General features: G+C 47.2%; 15 protein-coding genes, 1 pseudogene and 1 riboswitch. Of the genes and pseudogenes, 7 read left to right on the forward strand and 9 right to left on the reverse strand.

Annotated features, from left to right (window positions below):
• Nucleotides 1–120: 120 nt before the first annotated feature.
• The 5 genes from G589_RS0113965 to pfkA all read right to left on the reverse strand — a co-directional run bounded on the left by G589_RS0113965 (nucleotide 121) and on the right by pfkA (nucleotide 6389).
• Complete coding sequence (locus tag G589_RS0113965) at nucleotides 121–1176, reverse strand: sugar ABC transporter substrate-binding protein (protein WP_026522561.1); 1056 nt, start codon at nucleotides 1174–1176, stop codon at nucleotides 121–123.
• Nucleotides 1160–2770, reverse strand: a complete 1611-nt coding sequence (locus G589_RS0113970) for a helix-turn-helix domain-containing protein (protein ID WP_026522562.1) — start codon at nucleotides 2768–2770, stop codon at nucleotides 1160–1162. The genes G589_RS0113965 and G589_RS0113970 overlap by 17 nt, the downstream gene beginning before the upstream one ends.
• Nucleotides 2758–4245 (reverse strand): sensor histidine kinase, encoded by a 1488-nt coding sequence (locus G589_RS0113975; RefSeq protein WP_022769831.1) that lies wholly within the window; start codon nucleotides 4243–4245, stop codon nucleotides 2758–2760. Before G589_RS0113975 ends, G589_RS0113970 begins: the two co-directional genes overlap by 13 nt.
• Nucleotides 4238–5323, reverse strand: coding sequence for a substrate-binding domain-containing protein (locus G589_RS0113980; RefSeq protein ID WP_022769830.1), 1086 nt, complete (start codon nucleotides 5321–5323; stop codon nucleotides 4238–4240). Before G589_RS0113980 ends, G589_RS0113975 begins: the two co-directional genes overlap by 8 nt.
• A 97-nt stretch (nucleotides 5324–5420) precedes the next feature.
• The gene (pfkA, locus tag G589_RS0113985; RefSeq protein ID WP_022769828.1) at nucleotides 5421–6389 is read right to left on the reverse strand and encodes a 6-phosphofructokinase; all 969 of its coding nucleotides are present in this window, start codon (nucleotides 6387–6389) and stop codon (nucleotides 5421–5423) included.
• 179 nt (nucleotides 6390–6568) lie between these two features.
• On the opposite strand from pfkA, the gene G589_RS0113990 reads away from it, so the two are divergent.
• A complete protein-coding gene (locus tag G589_RS0113990; protein ID WP_026522563.1) occupies nucleotides 6569–10108 on the forward strand; it encodes a DNA polymerase III subunit alpha in 3540 nt (1179 codons plus the stop codon).
• A 115-nt stretch (nucleotides 10109–10223) separates the two neighbouring features.
• Here G589_RS0113990 and metK read toward each other — a convergent pair whose 3' ends face one another.
• Nucleotides 10224–11414 carry a methionine adenosyltransferase gene (gene metK / locus G589_RS0113995; RefSeq protein ID WP_026519462.1) on the reverse strand — a complete coding sequence of 397 codons (1191 nt, stop codon included), beginning with the start codon at nucleotides 11412–11414 and terminating at the stop codon, nucleotides 10224–10226.
• 144 nt (nucleotides 11415–11558) lie between these two features.
• Nucleotides 11559–11691: riboswitch (SAM riboswitch) on the reverse strand.
• 847 nt (nucleotides 11692–12538) lie between these two features.
• Between metK and G589_RS0114000 the strand changes: the two genes are divergently transcribed.
• Nucleotides 12539–13330, forward strand: a complete 792-nt coding sequence (locus tag G589_RS0114000; RefSeq protein ID WP_026522564.1) for a hypothetical protein — start codon at nucleotides 12539–12541, stop codon at nucleotides 13328–13330.
• Nucleotides 13331–14412: 1082 nt separating this feature from the next.
• Here the strand turns inward: G589_RS0114000 and G589_RS0114010 are convergent.
• Nucleotides 14413–16819, reverse strand: a pseudogene (locus tag G589_RS0114010) (Tex family protein); the annotation flags it as partial.
• 252 nt (nucleotides 16820–17071) lie between these two features.
• Here G589_RS0114010 and G589_RS0114015 point away from each other — a divergent pair.
• The 4 genes from G589_RS0114015 to G589_RS20080 are packed head-to-tail and all read left to right on the forward strand — an operon-like array spanning nucleotide 17072 to nucleotide 20670.
• Nucleotides 17072–17377: a hypothetical protein gene (locus G589_RS0114015; protein ID WP_155832554.1), complete on the forward strand. Its 306-nt coding sequence runs from the start codon at nucleotides 17072–17074 to the stop codon at nucleotides 17375–17377.
• A gap of 31 nt (nucleotides 17378–17408) precedes the next feature.
• Nucleotides 17409–17933, forward strand: a complete 525-nt coding sequence (locus G589_RS0114020) for a hypothetical protein (protein WP_026522567.1) — start codon at nucleotides 17409–17411, stop codon at nucleotides 17931–17933.
• Between the two features lie 36 nt (nucleotides 17934–17969).
• Complete coding sequence (locus G589_RS21320; protein WP_051192401.1) at nucleotides 17970–18701, forward strand: DUF975 family protein; 732 nt, start codon at nucleotides 17970–17972, stop codon at nucleotides 18699–18701.
• A 13-nt stretch (nucleotides 18702–18714) separates the two neighbouring features.
• A complete protein-coding gene (locus G589_RS20080) occupies nucleotides 18715–20670 on the forward strand; it encodes a glycoside hydrolase family 2 protein (protein WP_035776178.1) in 1956 nt (651 codons plus the stop codon).
• 36 nt (nucleotides 20671–20706) lie between these two features.
• Here the strand turns inward: G589_RS20080 and G589_RS0114035 are convergent, their stop codons facing one another.
• On the reverse strand, nucleotides 20707–22074 hold the full coding sequence (locus tag G589_RS0114035; RefSeq protein ID WP_026522568.1) for an MATE family efflux transporter: 1368 nt from the start codon (nucleotides 22072–22074) through the stop codon (nucleotides 20707–20709).
• Between the two features lie 159 nt (nucleotides 22075–22233).
• On the opposite strand from G589_RS0114035, the gene arcC reads away from it, so the two are divergent.
• Nucleotides 22234–23172: a carbamate kinase gene (arcC, locus tag G589_RS0114040; RefSeq protein WP_026522569.1), complete on the forward strand. Its 939-nt coding sequence runs from the start codon at nucleotides 22234–22236 to the stop codon at nucleotides 23170–23172.
• A 194-nt stretch (nucleotides 23173–23366) separates the two neighbouring features.
• Here arcC and clpX read toward each other — a convergent pair whose 3' ends face one another.
• The gene (gene clpX, locus G589_RS0114045) at nucleotides 23367–24923 is read right to left on the reverse strand and encodes an ATP-dependent Clp protease ATP-binding subunit ClpX (RefSeq protein ID WP_026522570.1); all 1557 of its coding nucleotides are present in this window, start codon (nucleotides 24921–24923) and stop codon (nucleotides 23367–23369) included.
• Nucleotides 24924–24932 lie beyond the last annotated feature (9 nt).

Raw genomic sequence — 24932 nt, forward strand, 5'->3', positions numbered from 1 at the left:
TGCGACATCAAGCATATTTTTAACTTGGGACAAGACAAAAAAGAAGCCGTGCTAGCATTTTTTTGCTGGCACGACTTCATATGAAACAAATTTGTGCTATAACAACACCAAAATGAAATTTTATCCCTTGACATTAAGGTAGACGTCTTCTCTTAAGTGAAATCCACTGTTGATTATGACTTCATCAATGTTATCTTTGGTAACTCCGATGGGCTCGATCTTAAGGTATGGGATCTTTTCACTTCCGTCTCTCATCTCCGAAAGACCCTCATCCTCGATCTCTTTTCCCTCTGCGAGAGCAACTGCTGCCTCCGCCGCCTTCTGGGCCAGCTTCTCAATGGGCTTATACACAGTCATGATCTGAGTTCCCTCGACTATCCTCTGACAGGCCTCAAGGTCCGCATCCTGTCCGCATACCAGCTTCTTGCCTGCAAGTCTCATTTCAGCAAGGGAAAAGACAACCCGGCTGGCCAGGTCATCGTTGCCACACATGATGCCATCCGCTTCCTTGACCAGTTCCGGATAGCTGTAAACATAGCCACTGGCCAGTTCAGCCTTCCAGCCATCGCAGTAATACTCATCGAGTATCTCCACGCCGTTCTTTCTCATCACGTTCATAAAGCCCTCTCTGACCATTGGAACGTTCTGATCCTTGGGAGATCCGTTTATCATAAGAACCTTGCCACCTGCAAGTCCTGCCTTTACCATGGCTTCTCCCATGAGCTCACCGACTTTTTCATTGTCAAAAGACACATAGAGATCAACGCCGGCATTCGGAATGGGCCTGTCGTAAGCAATAACCTTAATTCCCGCATCGTGAGCCTTTTTAATGCTGTCTACAAGCTCCTCCGGGTCAATGCAGATGATAACTATGACGTCCACATCCTTCTTTATAAAGTAGTCGATCTGCTGCTTCTGCTGTTCAACATCGCCGTTGGCGTTCTGAATGTTGACTTCCGCCCCAAGCTCTTTTGCCGATGAGACAAAGACATCACGGTCCCTCTGCCATCTCTCAATAACAAAGGAATCAAAGCACATTCCTATCTCAATCTTGTCAGTTTCTACAGCGCCGTCGGCATTGCCATTGTTTGTTGTTGCTCCGCAGCCGCTAAGCACAGCCCCCATTAGAACTACAGCCAGCGCTCTCCCCAATAAACGCTTAACCCTTTTGTTCATACAACTTCTCCTTATACTCAGTAGGAGTTACCCCCACGTTCTTCTTAAAGCTCCTGCTGAAATAGTTGGGATCCGTATATCCACAGGAAACACAGATCTCCTTGATCGACAGATTGCTCTTCTCCAAAAGCTCTTTTGCCTTATCAATCCTGATGTTGGTCAGGTATTCTATAAAGTTAAGTCCGCACTCTTCCTTGAAGACCTTGCTGAAATAGTAGGGCGAAATGTTTACAACCCTTGATACATCATCAAGTGAAATGTCCTTGTCAAAGTGGTCCTCAATGTACTTCCTTGCAGTCTTTATGATGTCGCCGGACCTCTCCTGGCGCTTGCTTACTACATTCCTGCAGGCATTCATCACCTTGTCGGTGAACCAGTCCCTGATCTCGTCTGGGCTGTTAAGCTCCATGATCTGCGGAAGATAGTCTTTTCTCCCCGAGTAGTGATAGGTCTGACCACCGTTCTGATAAGACAGGTGCTCAGCGTAGAGCGCAAACTCAAGGGCCTTGAGCCTCATGGACATAAGGTCTCCGTCCATGGCTCTCTGACACATCCAGTCGGCGTACTTCTCAGTCATTACCTGGGCTTCGTTAAGATCTCCCTTGGAGATTGCTTCGAAAAGAGGCTTCTCCATGCTCTTGGGATAATCCTCCTCGTAGTCGCAGTTTATGACAAGGTCGTCCACGTGCGCAACAGAACCTGTTGTGGCGATAAGTGCATTAAGCGCCTCTCTGTAGGAATCCCCAAGTTCCCTAAGGGGCTTGACTCCGCCGATTCCGATTCTGAAGCTGATGTCCGTCTTCTTGCGAAGATACCTTGCCAGCTCCCTTGCTCTGTCGATGAGCTCGGTTCTCTCGTTATACTCAAGCTTTGGCTCGCTGCAGGGAATGAGCACCGCGATCTTGTTGGCCATTACGTTTCCGACTTTTCCTTTGAAAAGAGATTTCACTCCCTCGCGGATTTCGTGATAACGGCCGGAGATCTTGACTGAGCTTCCTACCGCATTGGTCATGTGGTTTCCGACCTGGGAATCTCCACAGACCAGTGCCAGCATGTATCCGTAGTTCTCGGTTATGCCGAGGATCGTTCTGTAGCTCTCGATATCCTCGTCGAAATGCTCCTGCAGAAGGATGTCATAGATAAGTCCGTTTTCGATGATGGGCTCTACGGTCTCGAGCTTCTCTTTAATAAGAAGGTCGCCCCTTCGCTTTTCTCTGTCGCCGTCAATCTGAGCCATAGCTCTTTTAAGGACAGATACGACCTTCATCTTCTCCATGGGCTTGGTTATGTACTCCATAACTCCCAGAGCGATGGCTTCCTTGGCGTAGTCGAACTTATCGTAGGCCGACATTACAATGAAGATGGTATTCGGGCAAAAGACCTTCATCTCCTTGATAGCTTCGATGCCGTTAATGCCGGGCATATGAATATCTATCACTGCGATGTCAGGGCGAAAGCTCTCAGCAAGCTCTATGACGCTCCTTCCGCTCTTTGCGCAGGCAACCTCACAGGCTCCGCCAAACTCTTTTTCTATTATGAATTTCATGGAATCGATGACGATACCTTCGTCATCACAAACCATCACTCTATACATTCTTTGCCTCCCATGGGAAGTATGATCACAACTTCGCAGCCCTTATTCTCGCCGTGACTGATGATGTTGATGGCATCATCATCCTCAGCAAATATCCTGACTCTGGAGATTACGTTGTCCATACCGATTCCGTTGTTGTCGTAGCTGTCCTCGATATGGCTGAAGCTTCCGTTAAGCAGCTGGTCTATAGTCTCCTGGCTGATGCCCTTACCGTTATCGCTGATGCTGATGCAGACACTGTCATCTTTTCTGTAAACCTTAAGGGTGATGCGACCTGCTCCGGCCATTTCTCTGATGCCGTGATTTACCGCATTCTCGACGATGGGCTGAAGGATCATGCTGGGCATTACAAGGTCAAGGAGCCTTTCGTCAACCTGTTTCTCATAGCCGATGTCACCGGAAAATCTTACGTTAAGGATCTGGATATAGTTGTCCACCAGAGTTACTTCATCCCTGATGGTTACATCTCTCTTCTGACTCTGTACATTATACCTGAAAAAGTCTGCCACGGTCTGCACGTATTCGTAGGTCCTGTCAGCACCCTCCATCATGGCCAGCTGTGCGCCGGCGTTTAAGGTGTTGAAGAGGAAGTGCGGATTGATCTGGGCCTGCAGGTATTTGAGCTGCGCGTCCTTAAGGTTGGCCTCCATGATAAGCTCTTTTTCCTGCATGTACCTCTCGTGGGCCATACTCTCTTTTAACTTCTCAATATAATCCTTGATGCTGACAACCATCTTGCCAAAGGCATTGATAACTATGCCGACCTCATCGTGATACATGGCAGGTGGAATTGTTGCATCGAAGTTTCCTTCCGATACCTCGTCCGCTGAATCTGCCAGATTCTTAAGAGGCATGATCATGGTCCTTACGAAGTTGGTGATGATGATTACGTTTCCGATCATTACCAGCGTCATAACGATCACGCCTACGACTTCAAAGCGTCTGAAAGCCTTCAGAATAGCCAGGTAATTACCGGAGTTTACAGCAAAGAGCTCGATGTTAAGACTGGTGATGTACTCATCGATATCCTCATAGAGCCTTGTGCTGCTCTCGTAATAGTTTCTGTATTTCTCTACATTTCGGCCACGCTTGGCCTCGATGGTCTGGGCAACCTCCTCCAGATAATTCTGGGACATGTAGCGGATGTTGCGCTCCATGCGGCTGAAGGTCAGGTCTGTTACGTTGTCATCAAGAGCCTGGGCAAGGTCCGAAAAAGCCTGAGCATCGCGGTAGTACTCCTCAAGTGATTCACTGGTCTTGGAACTTAAGTACTCAGTCATTGAATCCTGAACCTCTGTAAGAGCCTCAGATAAGCGGTTCAAAGAGAGGTTATCCTGATATACCATCTCCATGTCTTTTGACATGTTGTTGATCCCAAGGATCATGAAGATATTAACCACGAAGATTATGAGGTTTGCAAAAACGCAGACGCTGATGATCTTGAACTGAAGGGGGCGGTTTAGGAATTTATTCATCTCCGTCCTCCTCTTTAAACTGTTCAACGTTGTCCTGATTGATGAGGGTAACGTCCGCAAGGTAGTATTCACTTATGTTTCCGAACTCATGATAGTCGGTAAGAGCAGTAACGCTGTACTCGCCCATCTGGGCTGCGTCAATGGAAACAGTGGCATAGACACCCCCTCTTTCAATGGCATTGACAATCGCCTCGGAGTCATAATATCCGAGGATACTCACTTCTCCTACCATATTAAAGTCAACTACAGCCTGATAGGTGCAGACTGTGCTGAGCTCGTTTAGGCACACGATAACATCAGGAATCTCCTCCCCAAGGAAGATATCCCTGATGGACTCCTCAACCGAAAAGCTGTTGGTATTATCTACGGTGACGATTGAAACCAGGTACTCGGAATCTGTTACGTTGTCCTGATTGATGGTCTCCTGAATTCCTGAAATGATGATGTTCTGTCCGGTGTCCTTGGTATCTGCATTAGCCAGCACCGTTATCTTGATCTGGCTTCTGTCCTCGATGGTCTCGGACTCGATGAGTTCCTCACGGCGCTTCTCCTTGATGATGTCGATGATCTGACCGCCGTACATCTTACCTATACTATAGCTTCCGACTCCGATAAAGCTGAGCCTGTCAGACCTTGTGCAGTCGCCGTACAGTGTAACAACCGGGATTCCGGCGTCCACAGCCTTATTTATAACGTGAGACATCTCAAGGGTTTCGTTAGCATAGACTATTATGCCGTCAACCTCTGATGCAATGGCTATCTCCATCAGCTCTTCCACGGAGTAATCCTTGCTGAACTGCTCACCGAAGAGATCCACATAGATATTGCTCTCCTTGGCCTTCTCAAAAGCTCCTTTATATACTGACTGCCAGAAATCCGACTTGTAGTTATCGGTGATCATGACGTAATACTTGTCATAGACATTGGACTCCGCCTGAGACACCATGCCTGTTCTGTAGAATCTGAAAAACAGGCCCCCGGCCACGAGGGTAGCAAGCATCAATATAAGTGTTACAACAAGCAGAAGATACTGCCTTACTATTCTCTTTTCATAACTGACTTGTTTTTGATTTTTCATAAGCAGATTTTAGCAGATGCGCACAAATAGAAAAAGTGGACTTTTTTGTTTTGTGCTAGACAAACACAAAAAAGTCCACTTAATGCTCTCTTTATGATCAGATTGTTCTTGCAATCTCGTACATGTACTCGTTGATGTTCTTGCTCATTGCAAGTGCCTCATCGATGTCATAGTCTACGAACTGACCGTTTCTGTAACCTACTACTCTGTTGGTCTTGCCTGCTGCAAGAATGTCTGCTGCATAGCATCCCATCATTGAAGCATATACACGGTCCTTACAGGTTGGGCTACCACCACGCTGCATGTAACCAAGGATTGAAGCTCTTGTCTCAAGTCCTGTAGCAGCCTCGATACGACGAGCCATTGATGTTGAATGTCCGATACCCTCTGCGTTAACGATGATGTGATGGGTCTTACCCTTCTTACGGTTATCGATGATGTTATCGATAATGCGCTGCTCGTTGTAGTCGTATTTCTCAGGAAGAAGAATGTCGTCTGCACCGTTGGCGATTGAGCACCACAGTGCGATGTATCCTGCGTGACGTCCCATAACCTCTACGATTGAAACTCTCTCGTGGGATGATGATGTATCACGGATCTTGTCGATAGCGTCCATAGCTGTGTTGATAGCTGTGTCGAATCCGATTGTATAGTCTGTGCAAGCGATATCAAGGTCGATGGTTCCGGGAATACCAACTGTATTGATGCCCTGAGCTGAAAGCTTCTGAGCTCCGCGGTAGGATCCGTCTCCTCCGATAACTACCATTCCGTCGATGCCGTGCTTACGACAGATTTCTGCGCCCTTAGCCTGACCTTCAGGTGTTGTGAACTCCATGCAACGAGCTGTTCCAAGGATTGTACCACCTCTCTGGATGATATCTGAAACGCTTCGTCTGTCCATCTCTACGATCTCTTCATTTAAAAGACCCTGATAGCCTTTCTTGATACCAACAACCTTAAGTCCGTTGGCAAGAGACTTACGAACAACTGCACGAATCGCTGCGTTCATTCCGGGTGCATCGCCACCGCTTGTAAGTACGCCGATAGTCTTGATCTGCTTAGCCATAATAATATCCTCTATATTTCCTCTAAAAAAGTAAATCGTTACATTATTAACGTTTCCTAATCTATTATACTACCGCAGCGTCATAAAATCTGCAATGGAAATGTTTCCGATTTAGTTATTTTTAACATTTTTGTGCAGAAAATGTTATAATTTCACTATCACTTTGGGGGAGATTTACAATGTCATTTACGCATCTGCACGTCCATACAGAATACTCTCTTTTGGACGGTTCCAATAAGATAAAAGAATATGTGAAGCGCCTTAAGGAGCTTGGCATGAATGCCGGCGCCATCACCGACCACGGCGTTATGTACGGAGTCATTGACTTCTACGAGCAATGCCAGAAGGAAGGCATCAACCCCATTATCGGATGTGAGGTATATGTAGCTCCCGGCTCTCGTTTTGACAAGGAGACTTCCGTAAGCGATGACAGGTATTATCACCTGGTCCTCCTTGCCGAGAACAACGTCGGTTACGCCAACCTCTCCCATATCGTCAGCCGCGGCTTTACTGAAGGCTACTATTATAAGCCACGTGTTGACATGGAGATTCTTGAGAAATACCACGAGGGTATAATTGCGCTTTCAGCGTGTCTTGCAGGCGAGATTCCGAGGAACATTTTAAAAGGTACTCCTGAGAAGGCCAAGGAAGCTGCCATGCGCCTCGATAACATCTTCGGCCACGGCAATTTCTTTTTGGAGCTCCAGGACCACGGAATTCCCGAGCAGCGCCAGGTAAACAACACTCTCATGGCTCTGTCTCAGCAGCTTGATATTCCTCTGGTTGCCACCAACGACTGCCACTACACCTACGCCGATGACGCAGAGGCACACGATCTTCTCCTTTGCATCCAGACCGGCAAGAAGGTTTCAGATGAGGACCGCATGCGCTATGAAGGCGGTCAGTACTATATAAAGAGTGAAGAGGAGATGAAAGCTCTTTTCCCCTATGCTCTTGAAGCAATTGAGAACACGCAGAAGATTGCCGACAGGTGTCATGTGGAGATCGAGTTTGGCGTTACCAAGCTCCCACACTACGAGGTTCCTGAAGGATACGATTCCTGGACTTACCTCAACAAGCTTTGCATGGACGGTCTTCACGAGAGATACCCGGATGATGATGGCAGGTTAAAAGAGCGTCTTGACTACGAGCTGGGTGTCATAAGGCGCATGGGTTATGTCGATTACTTCCTTATTGTATGGGACTACATCAACTACTGCAGAGAGAACGGAATCGCTGTAGGTCCCGGAAGAGGCTCTGCTGCCGGAAGTATCGTCTCCTACTGCATGCACATAACCAACATTGATCCTATCAAGTATGATCTTCTCTTTGAGAGATTCCTTAATCCTGAGCGTGTGTCCATGCCCGATATCGACGTGGACTTCGAGTACGAGCGCAGGCAGGATGTAATAGATTATGTTACCGAGAAGTACGGCGCCGACAAGGTAGTGCAGATCATAACCTTCGGTACGCTGGCAGCCAAGGGTGTTATCAGGGATGTGGCAAGAGTCATGGATCTTCCCTACAGCTTTGGCGATCAGATTTCAAAGATGGTGCCGACGGAGCTAAACATCACTCTGGATAAGGCTCTTGCCATGAATCCGGAGCTTCGAAATCAGTACGAGTCCGACCCGACAGTGCACAAGCTGATCGATATGTGCAAGAAGCTGGAAGGCCTTCCAAGGCACACTTCAATCCATGCTGCCGGTGTCGTTATCTGCCAGTCTCCCGCCGAGGACCTGGTTCCGTTATCAAGGTCAGCTGAAGGTAACATCACGACGCAGTTTACCATGACCACCATTGAGCATCTGGGCCTTCTTAAGATGGACTTCTTGGGCCTTAGGACCCTTACAGTCATCAAGGACGCTACCGAGTTTGCCAACAGGTCTTTGGGAGCCAAGCCCGGTGATGCCAATTACATTAATATAGATGAGATTGATTACAATGACCCTGCGGTTCTTGATTCCATCGGTTCCGGACACTGCGATGGCGTATTCCAGCTGGAGTCTGCAGGAATGCAGTCCTTCATGAAGGAGCTTAAGCCTCAGTCCTTAGAGGACATCATAGCCGGAGTTTCGCTCTACCGCCCGGGTCCTATGGACTTCATTCCGAAATATATCGCCGGCAAGAACGATGCTGGCGCCATCAGCTACGCCACTCCCGAGCTTGAGCCAATCCTCAAGCCCACCTACGGCTGTATCGTCTACCAGGAGCAGGTTATGCAGATCGTTCAGCAGCTGGGCGGATACACGCTGGGACGTGCGGATCTGGTTCGCCGTGCCATGAGTAAAAAGAAACAGGAAGTCATGGAGGTTGAAAGAGCCAACTTCGTAAACGGTAATGCCGATGAGGGCGTTCCGGGATGCGCATCCAAGGGCATCTCAGCAGAGGTTGCCAACAGCATCTACGACTCCATGATGGACTTTGCAAAGTATGCTTTCAACAAGTCCCACGCTGCCTGCTACGCAGTTGTCGCACTTCAGACAGCATGGCTTAAATACTACTATCCCGTTGAGTTCATGGCTGCTCTTATGACTTCCGTCATCGATAACCCCGGCAAAGTTTCGGGCTACATCATGACCTGCCGGAATATGCATATATCTCTTTTGCCCCCTGATATCAACCAGGGTTATGACGGATTCTCTGTGGCAGAGGTAGATGCAGCAGAGGGCGAAACACCTATCCCCGGATCGGTTGTGACCAGTGCTCCGGGCAGGAAAAAGGCTATACTGTACGCCCTTACTGCAATAAAGGGCGTCGGAAGGCCGGTCATAAACGCCATCGTTCGCGAGAGAAAGGCAAGAGGTCCCTTTAAGGATCTCAATGATTTCCTGACCAGGATGGATTCCTCTGACACCGATGTCAATAAGCGTGCCGTGGAGAACTTCATTAAAGCCGGTGCTCTGGACTGCTTCCCCGGAACCCGTAAGCAGAAGATGCACATCTACGGACAGATCATGGACAAGCTCCACAACTCAGGCAAGAACTCCATGGCTGGGCAGATGTCGCTGTTCGATATCGCCGGCGAAGAGAACAAGAGCCAGTACCAGATCCCTATGCCGGACGTCGGTGAGTTCGACAAAGAGCTGATGCTGGAATTTGAAAAAGAGGTTCTGGGCTTTTATGTCAGCGGTCATCCCCTTGAGGAATACGCTGACATGTGGAGAAAAAAGATCACCAACATCACCACGGACTTCTATCTTGATGAAGAGACCGGTGTGCCGAAGGTCCACGACGGAGCAAGAGCCACAATAGGCGGACTCATCGCTGACAAGAAGATCAAATACACCAAGAACGACCAGGTGATGGCCTTTGTTACACTGGAGGATATGGTCGGAACCACGGAAGTCATCGTGTTCCCCAAGGCCTATGAGAGCAATGCGCCAAGGCTTAATCAGGACGGAAAGGTCTTCATTGAAGGCCGCGTGTCTGTTGAAGATGAGCGTGATGCCAAGCTGATCGCCGACAAGGTGCTCACCTTTGATGAGGTGCCAAAGACTGTGTGGATAAGGTTTGCGGATAAAGACAGCTACGAAGCTGTTTCTGCAGATCTAAATGAGCTTATAAAGGCAAGTGACGGTAATGATGAAGTTGCTATTTTCCTTTCATCCACAAGGCAGATCAAGAAGCTCGGAAGGGCATTTGCAATAAAAGCTGATAAAGTAATGATGGAATCTCTGGAAAAAAGATTCGGCAAAGAGAACGTGCAGATCAGATGATCTGCACGTTTTTTATTTCAGTGATATCAATAATTTCGACTAACCAAAAAGAAGATACATCCGATGAATATTCATCAAATGTATCTTCTTCATAAATGTCTTTTAACTGATCGGATTACTGAACGGCTGCCTTGAGCTCCTCAACCTTGTCAAGCTTCTCCCAAGGAAGGTTAAGGTCGTTGCGGCCGAAGTGACCGTAAGCTGCTGTCTGCTTGTAGATAGGACGACGAAGGTCGAGCATCTTGATGATTCCTGCAGGACGAAGATCGAATACCTTACGAACTGCCTCTGTAAGCTTCTCATCAGAAACCTTACCTGTTCCGAATGTATCTACAAGGATTGATGTGGGCTGTGCAACACCGATAGCATATGAAAGCTGGATCTCAGCCTTATCTGCAAGGCCTGCTGCTACGATGTTCTTAGCAACGTATCTTGCTGCGTAAGCACCTGAACGGTCAACCTTTGTGCAGTCCTTACCAGAGAAAGCTCCGCCGCCGTGACGAGCTGCTCCGCCGTAAGTATCAACGATGATCTTACGTCCTGTAAGTCCGGCATCACCCTGAGGTCCACCGATTACGAAACGACCTGTAGGATTGATGTATATCTTAGTGTTGTCATCAACAAGTGAAGCATCAACGATAGGATCGATAACGTGCTTTCTGATATCCTCGTGGATCTGCTCCTGTGTAACCTTCTCATCGTGCTGAGTTGAGATAACGATAGCCTCAAGTCTCTTTACCTTACCGTTCTCATCATACTCAACTGAAACCTGGCTCTTACCGTCAGCGCGAAGGTAAGGAAGTGTTCCGTTCTTTCTAACATCTGTAAGTCTCTTTGTGAGCTTGTGTGCAAGGCTGATTGCGTAAGGCATGTACTCTTCTGTCTCGTTTGTAGCATAACCAAACATCATACCCTGATCACCGGCACCGATTGCCTCGATCTGCTCATCTGTCATCTGGTTCTCTCTAGCCTCAAGAGCCTTGTCAACACCCATAGCGATATCAGCTGACTGCTGATCAAGTGCTACAAGAACAGCACATGTGTTGCCATCAAAGCCCTTCTCTGATGAATCATAACCGATCTCGCATACTGTCTCTCTTGCGATCTTAGCGTAGTCAACTACTGCCTTGGTTGTGATCTCACCTGTGATAAGTACGAAACCTGTGCAAGCTGTTGTCTCGCATGCAACACGGCTCATAGGGTCCTGTGCCATGCAGGCATCAAGGATCGCGTCTGAAATGTTATCACAAATCTTGTCGGGGTGTCCTTCTGTTACTGATTCGGATGTGAAAATAAATTTATCCATTATAAATTCCTTTCTGGCGCTTCCTGCGCCGATGCGATATGGCAGATCAGAGATCATTACGGGTCTCTTTTGCCATACATAAGAAAACCGCTTGTTTGGTGCGTGCAAGACACAAACAAGCGGAACTGATTTGGGTTTCAGATCCTCTTATTGCTCGTTGTATCTCGGCCTTGCGGCCTCGAAAGTTGCACGCTCAGGTTGGCACCTTCCTGATCTTACGTCAAGGGGTTGCCGTGGCTTCACAGGTCCTATGTACCTCCACCACTCTGAATAAGAGAACATTAACAATATTTTATTGCGCGGACTTTAAGTTATTTGAAGTCCGTTAATGAATAATACCTCATGGCTTAAATAAAATCAATAGGGCTAATTGATTTTTTTTCTTAAATTCGGGTGTTTTGGGAATTTAATTACAGCGCAGGCGCGTTTGGTGAAATTCTTATTGGATTTGTTGAGGGTAGATTTGTCTATTAGAGGTGTTGAGTACTTAATCAGTGCTATCAATGACGGTACATGTCTTCTTTTTGTCAGGGTTTTTCTGCTTTTCTATACCCCAGAGCCACTTTATAACGTATATATAGAAAGCGCCTTTTGTGCAAATTTTTGATCTCCCGGGTTTCTATTACCTTGAGCAACTTTTCAACTTATATATAGAAATAGTCTCTTGTGCAATTTTTTGATCTCGCGCATTTCCATACCCTGAGGCTACTTCAAAGCGTATATATAGAAATATCCCCTTATGCAAATTTTCGATGCCTTGGCTTTCCATACCTCAAGGCTACTTCAATGCGTATATATAGAAATATCTCTTGTGCAAATTTCTCGACCATCAGCTTTCCATACCCCAAGGCTACTTCGGAGCGTATATATAGAAAAATTAGCGCAAGGACTTTTCATCGCCAAATTCTGATGAGTCCCCAATACAATCGTAATATCGCTAACTTCTTAAGATTTGTTTAAGATTGACTCATATCTATTTACATGTAACTCTTCTTTTGCTATATTTTCTAGCGACGCTTCATCAAAAGCATTCTGCTCAGATGGTGTCTTGATATCTACCTGCTCTCGCAGGGACATTTCAACCAGTAAGAAAGAAAAAATATTTAGAGAAAGGAACTGAATAATTGGATCAGACTACTTATTTTATTGACCGAAAGAAAAAGCTTGAAGAAGACATTAAGAGAGTTGAAAAGAAGTTATCTTCAATGCCTGAGGAAAACTTATTGTGCCTGAGGCAGGTAAAAGATAATAAGACTTATAATCTTTTTTACAAGCAAAGAACAATAGATGGCAAGAAAGTTCACACCTACATTTCAAAGAAAGAGAATATAAAAGAAGCCAAGCTGCTTGCAAAGAAAAAGTATTTGAATAAATTGAAAAAAGACATGTACAATGAGCTTAAGTGCATCAATTATTACCTAAATCACAGGATCGCTGATGATTGTTCCCAAATGCTTGGCCCAGACTCACCATATAGAGAGCTTTTAATTGATCAGCGTCATATCGCCAACGAGTGGGAATACGCTCCTTACAATAAGAGCACTGATCATCCGGAGCACTTAACTCATCCTGCTCCAAAGGGGGAAATGGTGCGCTCAAAATCCGAAGCAAAGATTGCACAGGCTCTATTTTCACATAACATCCCATATAGGTATGAGGAAATACATGATATCTACGGCCATCCAATTGCAACCGACTTTACTATCATGCATCCCAAGACGCATCAGATCATTCTTTGGGAACACTTCGGACGTTGTGACGATCCCAGCTATCAGCCTACTGTCGACTATAAAATGTATCGCTATATCAGAGACGGCTATCTTCCCGGGGTCAACATGATCACAACCTATGAAGATAGCAAGCATCCGTTAGACTTCTTGGAAGTAGAAGAGATTATACAAAAGTTTTTTCTCTAAGCTAGTTGCTTGAACATATGCATACTGTCCTTGCTTCTTATCTACGGCGTTTCTATACCCCAGGGCTACTTATCTGTGTATATATAGAAAGTGCCATATGTGCAAATTTTTGATCTTCCAGATTTCTATAACCTTAAGCTACTTTTCAACTTATATATAGAAATAGTCACTTGTACAAATTTTTGATTCCGCGGATTTCTATAACCCAAGGCTACTTCAGAGTGTATATATAGAAATATCCCCTTATGCAAATTTTCGATACCTTGGCTTTCCATACCTCAAGGCTACTTCAGTGCGTATATATAGAAATATCTCTTGTGCAAATTTTTGATACCTTGGCTTTCCATACCTCAAGGCTACTTCAAAGCATATATATAGAAATATCCTCTTGTGCAAGCTTTAACTCAGCCTAACGCCGAGGATGACCCCCACGCCGAGGCCCATATCCTACCAGCCAAGCGATACCTCCAAAAAAAGCAAAGAGCCCCGGCTATGCCCTCTCACAAAGAAAGACAAAGAAATCCCCGCGAGCCCATGGCTTCGCGGGGAAAAATTTGCATAAAGGGTGTATTGGCAGTCTGGGCTCTTCAGCAATAGCTGCAGTTTTGTGCCGGCCGAGCGCCACCTACATCATCAGTCGTTGGCGTTACCCTTGAAGATTACGATGCCTTTCTTCTTGAACTTCTTAGGAGCCTCGGTGCCTGCAGAAGCGGAATCAGCGGATGCTGATGGAGCAGGTCTGCGAGCTGATGAAGTTGCAGGAGCATCTGCGTTAGCAGGTCTTCTGGCTGAAGATGTGGCTGGGCCATCACCTGCTGCAGAAGCAGGTCTTCTTGCGGAAGACGTAGCAGGCGTATCGCCTGCAGTCTCTGCCTTCTTGGCAGGTGCTGATCTCTTGATGCCAGCTTCCTTGGCAAGCTGGTCTACAACGGAAACCTTCTTGGCTGCGGGCTTTGCATCGCCGGAAGCTGAAGCACCTGAAGCCTTGCCTGCACCTGCGCCTTTGCCGGAAGAACCGGATCCGCTCTTGCCTCTCTCGGCAGCCTTGGCTGCTGCCTCGGCAGCTACCTTGGCAGGATCCTGGATCTTCATGGTAAGAGAGATCCTCTTCTTATCAAGCTCTACGTCAAGAACCTGAACGTCTACGATGTCTCCGACACTGACAGCCTCAAGCGGGTGCTTGATGAACTTGTCGGTGATGTGAGAAATATGTACAAGGCCGTCCTGGTGAACGCCTATATCTACGAAACAACCAAAGTCGATAACGTTTCTTACTGTTCCCTTGAGAACCATGCCGGGTCTTAAATCCTTCATCTCAAGGACATCGCTTCTTAAGATAGGAGCAGGCATGCTCTCACGAGGGTCTCTTGAAGGCTTCTCAAGCTCGGAGAGAATATCTGTAAGAGTAATCTCACCGATTCCAAGCTCCTCAGCAAGTTTCTTCTTGTCAGACTCAGATACCTTCCTGGACAGACTTCCTGCGCCTGCGCCCTGAGCGCCATTGCCATTTGCCTGAGCGCTGCCATTCTGAGCTTCCTTGCCTTTTCCGCCCTTAGCGCCCTTTCCGCCGGCGTTCTCATCCTCTACGACTGCGAGGTTACTTCCTGCGAGCGCTGCAGCGAGAGCTGCTCCCATAGCAGTTGAAGTATTTCTGATAACAACCTGCTTAGGCTTCTTCTGTGGACGAGGCTTCTCCTCTGCCTTAGCTGCAGGCTTTTCAAGTGCAGCCTTGGCTGCGTTCTTCTGAGCTGCTCTTACATCATCAAAGGTAATTCCCAGCTTGTCCATGAGCTTTAAGGTAGCTTCATAGGACTCCGGATGTACACTGGTTGCATCAAGCGGATTCTCGCCGTCAGCGATCCTGAGGAATCCTGCGCACTGCTCATAAGCCTTAGGTCCGAGCTTGGGCACATTAAGAAGATCTGCTCTGCTCTCGAACTTACCGTGTTCTTCTCTGTAATCAACAATGTTCTTGGCGATAACCTTGCTGATACCTGAAATATACTGAAGGAGCGGTGCTGATGCAGTATTTAGATCAACACCAACCTTGTTAACGCAGTCCTCGACTACACCTTCAAGGGTTTCACCAAGCTTTTTCTGATTCATGTCGTGCTGATACTGGCCGACACCGATGGACTTGGGATCAATCTTAACAAGCTCTGCCAGCGGATCCTGAAGTCTTCTTGCGATAGAAGCAGCACTTCTTTGTCCTACATCAAACTGAGGGAACTCCTCTGTAGCCAGCTTACTTGCTGAGTAAACAGAAGCTCCTGCCTCATTAACGATGACATACTGAAGAGGTCTGTCAAGCTCGTGGATAAGTTCAACGATAACCTGCTCAGACTCACGTGATGCTGTACCGTTTCCTACGGAAATAAGATCTACATCGTACTTATCAATGAGCTTTTTGAGCTCAGCCTTGGACTCCTCAACCTTGTTCTGAGGTGCTGTAGGATAGATAACCTTTGTATCAAGCACCTTACCTGTTGGATCTACGATAGCAAGCTTACATCCTGTTCTGAAAGCCGGGTCCCAGCCAAGAACTGTCTTGCCTGCGATAGGTGGTGCCATTAGAAGCTGAGTGAGGTTCTTGCCAAATACAGTAATGGCGCCATCTTCAGCCTTCTCTGTAAGCTCGTTTCTGATATCTCTCTCAATTGCAGGAGCAATAAGTCTCTCATATGCATCCTGGTTGATCTCCTCGATAACTGGAGTAGTCACAGGGTTCTCATTCTTGAGCATCTTCTTGTTGAGGAACTGAAGGATCTGCTCCTCGGGAGCTACGATCTTAACAACAAGGAACTTCTCTGCCTCGCCTCTGTTAAGGGCAAGTACTCTGTGTCCAAGAACCTTAGTAATGGGCTCCTCATAGTCGTAGTACATTTCATAAACAGACTGTTCCTTCTCATCCTTGGCCTTACTGGTAAGAACACCCTTCTCCATTGTTGCCTCACGGATGTAGGTACGGAAATCAGCATTGTCGGAAACATCCTCAGCGATGATATCCATAGCACCCTGAAGTGCATCAGCTGCATTCTCAACGCCTTTTTCAGCGTCCACAAAAGCTGCTGCCTCATCAAGAAGCGGCTTATCAGTCTCCTGAGCAAGAAGGATCTCTGCCAAAGGCTCAAGGCCCTTCTCTCTTGCCACTGATGCTCTTGTCTTTCTCTTTGGTCTGTAAGGAAGATAGAGATCCTCAATAGCTACCATTGTCTCAGCAGCTACGATCTTGGCTCTGAGTTCGTCTGTCATCTTGCCCTGCTCTTCAATAGAAGCAAGAACCTGCTCTCTTCTCTCCTCAAGGCCCCTTAAGTACTTGAGCCTCTCATCAAGATTACGGAGCTGCTCATCATTAAGAGATCCCGTAACCTCTTTTCTATATCGTGAAATAAAAGGAATGGTATTGCCTTCGTCGATAAGCTTGACTGCTGCCTCCACCTGCCATTTCTCAACATTTAGTTCCTCTTTGATCTTTAAAACGATGTCCATATAACCCTCTCCATACCTGTATTTCTGTGAAGTGCGCATAAATACAGTAAGAAATTTAGCTTAATTTTTCATAAACAATGCGCACTCCCATATTATACCAAGCATTTCGGACACTTTTCAAGACTTGGCAATCCCGCACAAACATTGAAAAAGACGCGTTTTTAGTGTAATATCTATAGTAAGAATGAGGTTTTGTGAGGAAAAGTTTTGATGGGAAATGATGGGCATTTAGCTTTAGCAGGTACTGCTTTAGTGTTGGGGCTGGCTTCCATACCCCTTTGTTTGTTTTTGAACTTAGGCGTAGTCATCGGAGGCGTAGCTATAATTCTTGCAATACTGAGTAAGGGTACACTTGAGAAACTCCTTCCTCAGGCCAAGAAAGCCATCCTTTATGGATCAATAGGTATTGTAGTCGGATACGGTGTTTTTACCTACGACCTCTACACTGTCCTCACAGATCCGCAGTCCCGTGCACAGCTAAATACGATCTCGAAGCAGATGAACGGCGTAAGCTTTGACGAAATGCTTAAGGAATTAGGCGTGCAGATAGACGGCTAATCCCCGGCACAGGCATGGAAGTGAGGTGCCTATGGGTATCGGTGCAATAGGTGGATACAGTGCATACAACAGCTCTTATGCTATGGGAATGCAGAGCGGCGCAATAGCAGCAGGTTCAGCAGCCGCAGCAGAAGGAGCCGGCAAAGCCATATTAAATCCGGGCGAGTCAACCAAGGCCAATCCCGGCAAAAGAGTTTCTCCCGCAGAATGTGAAACCTGCAAGAACCGCAAGTATCAGGACGGTTCCGACGAGATGGTTTCTTTTAAATCTGCGCAGCATATAAGCCCACAAGCAGCAGCTTCCAGAGTCCGCGGACATGAGGCTGAGCACGTGAGCAACGCCTACAAGGATGCAGCCATGAACAATGGCAAGGTCCTTCAGGCTTCAGTATCTATCAGAACCGCAGTATGTCCCGAATGCGGACGTACCTATGTTGCAGGTGGTGAGACCTGCACCAAGATTGCATACAGCAATGAAGAAAATCCTTATGTTCAGGCAAGAAAAGGCCTTAACAAGCAGGGCCTTTTGGGAGCAAATGTCGACATGGCCGGCTAAATGAACTACGGGGGAATTATTGGGGAGCATTTTACTTTGAACTACAAGTCATCGGCGGAGCTTAAAGCTATCGCAAAAGAACAGTCACTCGGAAAATACGGAACTCTGATCGGAGCAAATCTGCTTATTCTGGCTATCCAGCTTCTGGTCTCCGGTTTCTCGACCGTTTCAGGTACGGGAAGCATCCTTTTAATAATCATCAACAGTTTAATAACCATAATCATAAACATTCTTCTGGGTGTACTTGTGTCCGGAAGAGCTTATCTTTACATGAATCTTTTGTATTCACAGCCCGTGGCCACTGCAGATGTCTTTTTCGGACTGCGTCAGCAGCCGCAGAAAGCCGTGACCATCCAGGCACTCTTCGTACTGGTTGATTTCATTGCCAGCGTTCCTGCACAGCTCTTCGTGATGAGGTATGCTGCAACCAGAGCTGCCAGCGATGTGGCGACCGCCTTCCTACTTCTTGGAATCGGCCTGATCATCAATATCATCGTTGGTCTTATCTACTCCCAGGCGTTTTACATACTCCACGACTTTCCTGACAGGTCGGCAAAAGAGATCCTGGCAACCAGCAGGAGACTCATGAAAGGCAATGTCTTCAGGCTCTTTTACCTGAATATGTCCTTCATTCCGCTCTATCTCCTTGGCGCGATCACGATGTTCATCCCGCTTCTGTGGGTCAGCGCATACAGAAATGCCACAAACTGCGCATTCTATCAGGATCTCATCGCAACAGCTGCAGGGCAGCAAACTACTACAGATTAAGAAAGGTGTTCCTATGGACCTCATTGATGCACTCAGAAGTATAGATAAGCCACATGAAGACGACGTCCTCAACAGGCTCTTTACCCCCTGGGGAGAAAACCTTGATAAGGACCACGTACTTTCCGAGTATCCAAGACCCCAATTTGTCAGGGACAGCTATATAAACTTAAACGGCTACTGGGATTACTGCATAGTCCCGGCACCAACGGAATTCGACAACAAGAGCCTCAATGACTCTTTTGCTTCTCAGATACCGTCACAGATGGACGGTCAGATACTTGTACCCTTCTCGCCCGAGGCCATGCTCTCCGGAGTTGAGAGGCGCCTTGAGCCGGACCAGTTTCTCTGGTACAAAAGAGCTCTTCCCACCATCAACAGAAAATATGAAGATTCCAGGATCCTGCTCCATTTCGGTGCTGTGGATCAGTTCGCCGACGTCTATGTAAACGGCGCCTTCGTGGCATCCCACAAGGGCGGCTATCTTCCTTTTACCATCGATATCACCGACCAGCTCAATTTCTCAGAGGATAAAAGAGCTGTCGAGGGCAATTACCTTTCAGTGAGAGTCTCCGACACCAGCGACTCCTCCTATCACTCAAGAGGCAAGCAGACACTTCGCCGCGGCGGAATGTACTACACCTGTCAGAGCGGAATCTGGCAGACTGTCTGGATTGAAGAAGTTCCGGCTACATACATTAAACAGATCCGCATCCGCCCCGAGAGCGATCTTAAGACTCTTTTCATCGAAGTTTCAACCAACCTTCCCGGCAAGGTATCCGTTAAATTCCCGGGACATGAAATGATAAAGTCAGCAGAAGCTTCAGGCGGTTATGAAACTAAATTTGCGGAAGACTTGTCTTTTGCCTCAGACACATGTCCCTGCACGGTTGAAGGACAGAAGGCTCCCGAGCAGTACTACTACGGCTTTAACTTCACTATAGATGATGCGCATCTCTGGACTCCGGAGAACCCATATCTGTATCCTCTGCACATCCAGATTGGTGACGACCATGTCACTTCTTACTTTGCCATGAGAAGCTTTACCGTGGAGCCTGACAGCGAGGGAACTCCGAGGTTCTGCTTAAATCATAAGCCGTACTTCCTCATGGGAGTTCTGGATCAGGGCTACTGGCCGGACGGACTCTACACAGCTCCGACAGACGATGCTCTTATCTACGACATCAAGGAAATGAAGCGCCTTCACTTTAACATGATGCGCAAGCACATCAAGGTGGAATCCGCGCGCTGGTACTACCACTGCGACAGACTTGGAATGATCGTTTGGCAGGATATGGTAAGCGGAGGCTCAAGCTACGCCAAGCCCGTGGTCTCCTATCTTCCGACTGCGTTCCCCAAGATCTTCGGCCGCATGAGCGATGGTCCTTCCCATTACAAGACCTTCTCAAGGGGCTCTGCTGAGGGCCGCAGCGAGTGGCTTTGGGAGATGAAGGGCACCATCAGCTATCTCTACAACGTACCGAGCATCGCAACCTGGGTTCTCTTCAACGAGGGCTGGGGGCAGTTCAACGCCGCAAGTGCCACCATTATGGCAAAAGAGCTTGATGACTCCCGTCCAATCGACCAGGCCAGTGGCTGGTTTGACGAGGGCAGCGGCAATTTCAGAAGCGTCCACAACTACTTCAGACCCCTTGATGTAGAGAAGGAAAAAGAGCGCGCCTTTGTTATCTCCGAGTACGGCGGACTTGCCTGCCACATTGACGGTCACAGCAGTGTTGACAGGATTTACGGATATAAAAAATACGACAACCTCGATACTCTGGGCGTCGCATATTACAACCTTATAAACGCAAGCATGAAACCTCTTATTCCAAAGGGACTCTGCGGAGCAGTTTACACACAGGTCAGCGATGTTGAGGAAGAGGTGAACGGTCTTATGACCTATGACCGAAGGATCACCAAGATCAATCCCGATCTTGATCCGCACATGACAACTCATATCAATGAATAAAAAAATCGGAAACGCCACAAAGCGTTTCCGAATTATTTAGTAGACTTCCACCTGACCCCTGAAGATACGGGCAAGTTTCTTTTTCACAGAAATGTAAGCCGGAATCAGGAATGCATCCGCAAGAACCCAGGCTATGGGGCTTGCAAAGCAAAGGGCAGGGAATCCGAATATAGGCACCAAAACCACCGCAACAATGGTTCTTCCGATCATCTCCATCACTCCGGCAAGTACTGCAAAGAGTGAGAATCCCATTCCCTGGATGAGGAACCTTACGATGTTTACAAGAGCCAGCGGTATATAGAAGGCACTATTTATTATCAGGTAGAGATGAGCATTATCAAGACAAGCCACATCTCCTGCCTCCAGGAATATCATTGCAAAGCTTCTTCCGAAGAAGTAAAGGACAACAAAAGCTATAAGCGAATAAGCGCATCCCAGTTTGATGGCTGCAACAAGACCGTTCTGAAGGTGGTCGAGCTGCTTGGCTCCGACGTTCTGTCCGCCGTAGGTTGCCATGGTTGAACCAAGGGCATCAAAAGGAATACAGAAGAACATTCCTACCTTACCGGCTGTTGTGACTGCAGCTGCTGCATCTACGCCAAGTCCGTTGATAGCAGTCTGAAGGATTACGCTTCCGATTGCAGTGATTGAATACTGAAGTCCCATGGGAAGGCCCATGTTAAGCAGGATGAGGAAATGTGAGCTGTCCAAAACCCAATCCTCTTTTGAGGGCTGAAGTATCTCGATCTTTCTGATAATAAAGATAAGACACATAACTCCCGCAAGTCCCTGGGAAATTACTGTTGCAAGGGCTGCACCTGTGATACCCATATTAAGAGGTATGATGAACAGAAGGTCAAGGCCGATGTTCACAATAGATGCAATGATAAGGAACTGCACAGGGTGCTTGGAATCGCCAAGGGCTCTGATGATACCCGAGAGCAGGTTGTACATATATGTAACCGGTATTCCAAGGAATATTACCAGGATATATTTGTAGGCGTAGTCAAGAACGTCCGCCGGTGTATACATGGCAACAAGGATCTGTCTGCAGAATATGCTGACAAAAAATGTCATGACAGATGCCAGGATAACGCATAAAATAATGGCATGGGATACAAACTTGCGCATGCTCTTTAGGTCTTTTGCCCCAAATCTCTGAGCTACGGGGATGGCAAAACCGTTGCAGACTCCCATGCAGAACCCCATGATAAGGAAGTTGATGGCTCCGGTAGTACCTACGCCGGTGTAAGCCTCTTTTCCCAAAAACCATGAGACGATAGCTGTATCTATGATATTGTAGAGCTGCTGGAACAGCATTCCCCAAAAGAGCGACAGGGCAAAGCCGAAGATAAGGCCCATGGGATTGCCGACTGTAAGGTCCTTGGTATTTGTTTTCTTCATATATATCCGATCCGCCAACAGAAATGGCAAACAAAAATTAACGAGTTACCGACAAGGCTATATAATACAATTCTATTTTGAAAAATTCAATCATCATTTTGCACATATTATATCGATAAGCTAAAATGTTTTTATCTAAATAGCTCATAGGAGGATGAAATGGACAACATCAAAGCAGTAGTTTCCCTTGGTCACGAGGCACTGGGCGTAACAACAAACGACCAGCTCACAGCTACCAAGATCACAGCAAAGGCCCTGGCAGATCTGGTGGAGGCCGGATATCAGCTGGTGATCACCCACTCTAACGGTCCGCAGGTCAGCATGATACACAAGGCCATGACTGAGCTTCACAGGATCTATATCGACTACACTCCCGCTCCAATGTGCGTATGTAACGCCATGAGCCAGGGTTATGTCGGATACGATATTCAGAATTCGCTAAAGACAGAGCTTTCAAGCCGCGGTATTTCAACTCCTGTCAGCACCATTCTAACTCAGGTTACCGTTGATCCTTATGACGAGGCTTTCTATGCGCCAACCAAGGCCATCGGAAGGAACATGTCCAAGGAAGATGCGGATATTGAGATAAAGAAGGGTAATTTTGTAAGAGAAGAGCCCGGAAACGGCTATCGCAGAATAATCGCAGCGCCTAAGCCCATCGACATCGTTGAGATCGACGCCATCAGAGCACTGGTTGACGCAGGTCAGGAAGTCATCTGCTGCGGAGGCGGCGGAATTCCTGTAATCCAGCAGGGTCATGTACTTAAGGGCGCGTCCGCTGTCATCGAGAAGGATGCCATTGCCGGCAAGCTCGCTACAGACCTTAAGTCTGACAGGCTCATTATTCTGACTTCAGTGCCTTATGTTTATAAGAATTTCGAGACACCTGAGGAAGAGCCCATCACTAAGATGAATGTTGCTCAGGCAAAAGAGTATATCGCTGCCGGTGAGTTCGGAGAAGTTGATATGCTTCCTAAGGTTGAGGCAGCTATTGAGTTCCTTGAGGCTAACCATAACGGTTCGGTTCTTATCACATCCATCAGTACTGTAGGGGATGCGCTTAAGGGCAAGGCTGGAACGTTTGTGACATTTGAGTAAACTGAAATAAGGGAGTCAATGGGAGTCAGTGGGGACGGTTCTCTTGGGGAGTCAGGGGGGACGGTTCTCTTTGACTCCCTTTTGTTTAGGTGTTTTATACCTTTTGATTATCGAAAAAGGGAGTCAAAGAGAACCGTCCCCCCTGACTCCCCAAGAGAACCGTCCCCACTGACTCCCATTTACTCCCCACTTATTTATACTTCTTTTGCCGCTTCTGTATTAAGTTTCGGAAGCTTTGGCACGCTCTCGCCCCTTATCTCAATGATCGGCGAAGCCTTTCCTTCTATATAGTCCCTGGTGATGGTCACACGACCAATGTTCTCATCCTTGGGAATCTCATACATGATATCCAGCATGAACTCCTCGATGATCGCACGAAGAGCTCTCGCTCCGGTCTCTTTTTCCATAGCCTTCTCGGCAATAGCTTCAAGAGCGGAATCATCAAATCTAAGATCAACTTCATCAAGCGCAAGAAGCTTCTGATACTGCTTAAGGATAGCGTTCTTGGGCTCCTTCAAGATCTGAACCAGCATGTCTTTATCAAGGGCACGCAGTGTGCAGATGATAGGAAGTCTTCCCAAGAACTCCGGAATCATACCAAACTTCTTGAGATCCTCAATGGTTACGTTGGTAAGAATATCCGGATCATTCTCGTATTTGTCCTTAAGGTCAGCATCAAAACCGATGGAAGTCTGCTTGTTGAGTCTCTGGGTTATGATCTCCTCAAGATCCGGGAATGCACCTCCACAGATAAAGAGGATATTTCTGGTATTAACGGTTGCCAGAGGAACCATGGCGTTCTTGCTGCCGGCACCCACGGGAACTTCCACATTGGAGCCCTCAAGGAGCTTAAGCATTCCCTGCTGAACGGACTCTCCGCTGACATCACGGGATGTGGTGTTCTTCTTCTTGGCAATCTTGTCTATCTCGTCGATGAAGATGATACCGTGCTCGGTCTTCTCAACATCATTGCCGGCTGCTGCCAGGAGCTTACTTACTACGCTCTCGATATCATCGCCGATGTATCCGGCTTCTGTCAGAGATGTAGCATCAGCTATGGCAAGAGGCACATCAAGGAGCCTTGCCAGCGTCTTGACCAGATATGTCTTACCGCTTCCTGTAGGTCCAAGGAGCAGGATGTTAGACTTCTCGATCTCAATCTCATCCATGGTGTCTGTCGCAACTCTCTTGTAGTGGTTGTAAACAGCAACACTCATGACCTTCTTGGCCTTATCCTGTCCGATGACGTACTCATCGAGCTTGGCCTTTATCTTGTGAGGAGCGGGAATATCCTTAATGTTGATAACGGGCTTTTCAGCCTTCTCGCTCTTTTTCTTGATCTTCTGTGAGTTGGGGATTCCACCGCCTAAGTTATTTCCGCCATTAAACCCGTCCATGTTAAAGAAGCCAAAGTTAGGAAAGCCTCCTGAGTTCTTGTTAAGCTCATTCATAAGATTCGGGTTGTTCAAGAGATTATTGTAATCAAACTGGCTGACTGCCTCCATTGTCTTGTGCATGCAGTCATCACATATACATATATTGTTGGGAAGGTGGAACATCTTGCCCGCCTTGCTCTCAGGCCTTCTGCAGACAAAGCACACATCCTCGTACTGAGGCTGCTCTGTCTTGTCATTGTTTGAAGAATCCTTAGCAGAAGTATCCTGAGCATCTACTTTCTCATCAGATGTCAGCTTCTCCCCTTCTTCATTGACCTCCCTGAAATCGAGATCGTCGTTTCTGTTATCTGTCATTGCCTATCC

This window comes from Butyrivibrio sp. VCB2001 (assembly GCF_000423965.1).
Classification (GTDB): Bacteria; Bacillota; Clostridia; order Lachnospirales; family Lachnospiraceae; genus Butyrivibrio.

Bases quoted from the DNA above. Each gene is read 5' to 3' on its own strand.
- G589_RS0113965 (WP_026522561.1), bottom strand. From the start codon at position 1,176: ATGAACAAAAGGGTTAAGCGTTTATTGGGGAGAGCGCTGGCTGTAGTT.
- G589_RS0113970 (WP_026522562.1), bottom strand. From the start codon at position 2,770: ATGTATAGAGTGATGGTTTGTGATGACGAAGGTATCGTCATCGATTCC.
- G589_RS0113975 (WP_022769831.1), bottom strand. From the start codon at position 4,245: ATGAATAAATTCCTAAACCGCCCCCTTCAGTTCAAGATCATCAGCGTC.
- G589_RS0113980 (WP_022769830.1), bottom strand. From the start codon at position 5,323: ATGAAAAATCAAAAACAAGTCAGTTATGAAAAGAGAATAGTAAGGCAG.
- pfkA (WP_022769828.1), bottom strand. From the start codon at position 6,389: ATGGCTAAGCAGATCAAGACTATCGGCGTACTTACAAGCGGTGGCGAT.
- G589_RS0113990 (WP_026522563.1), top strand. From the start codon at position 6,569: ATGTCATTTACGCATCTGCACGTCCATACAGAATACTCTCTTTTGGAC.
- metK (WP_026519462.1), bottom strand. From the start codon at position 11,414: ATGGATAAATTTATTTTCACATCCGAATCAGTAACAGAAGGACACCCC.
- G589_RS0114020 (WP_026522567.1), top strand. From the start codon at position 17,409: ATGGGTATCGGTGCAATAGGTGGATACAGTGCATACAACAGCTCTTAT.
- G589_RS20080 (WP_035776178.1), top strand. From the start codon at position 18,715: ATGGACCTCATTGATGCACTCAGAAGTATAGATAAGCCACATGAAGAC.
- G589_RS0114035 (WP_026522568.1), bottom strand. From the start codon at position 22,074: ATGAAGAAAACAAATACCAAGGACCTTACAGTCGGCAATCCCATGGGC.
- arcC (WP_026522569.1), top strand. From the start codon at position 22,234: ATGGACAACATCAAAGCAGTAGTTTCCCTTGGTCACGAGGCACTGGGC.
- clpX (WP_026522570.1), bottom strand. From the start codon at position 24,923: ATGACAGATAACAGAAACGACGATCTCGATTTCAGGGAGGTCAATGAA.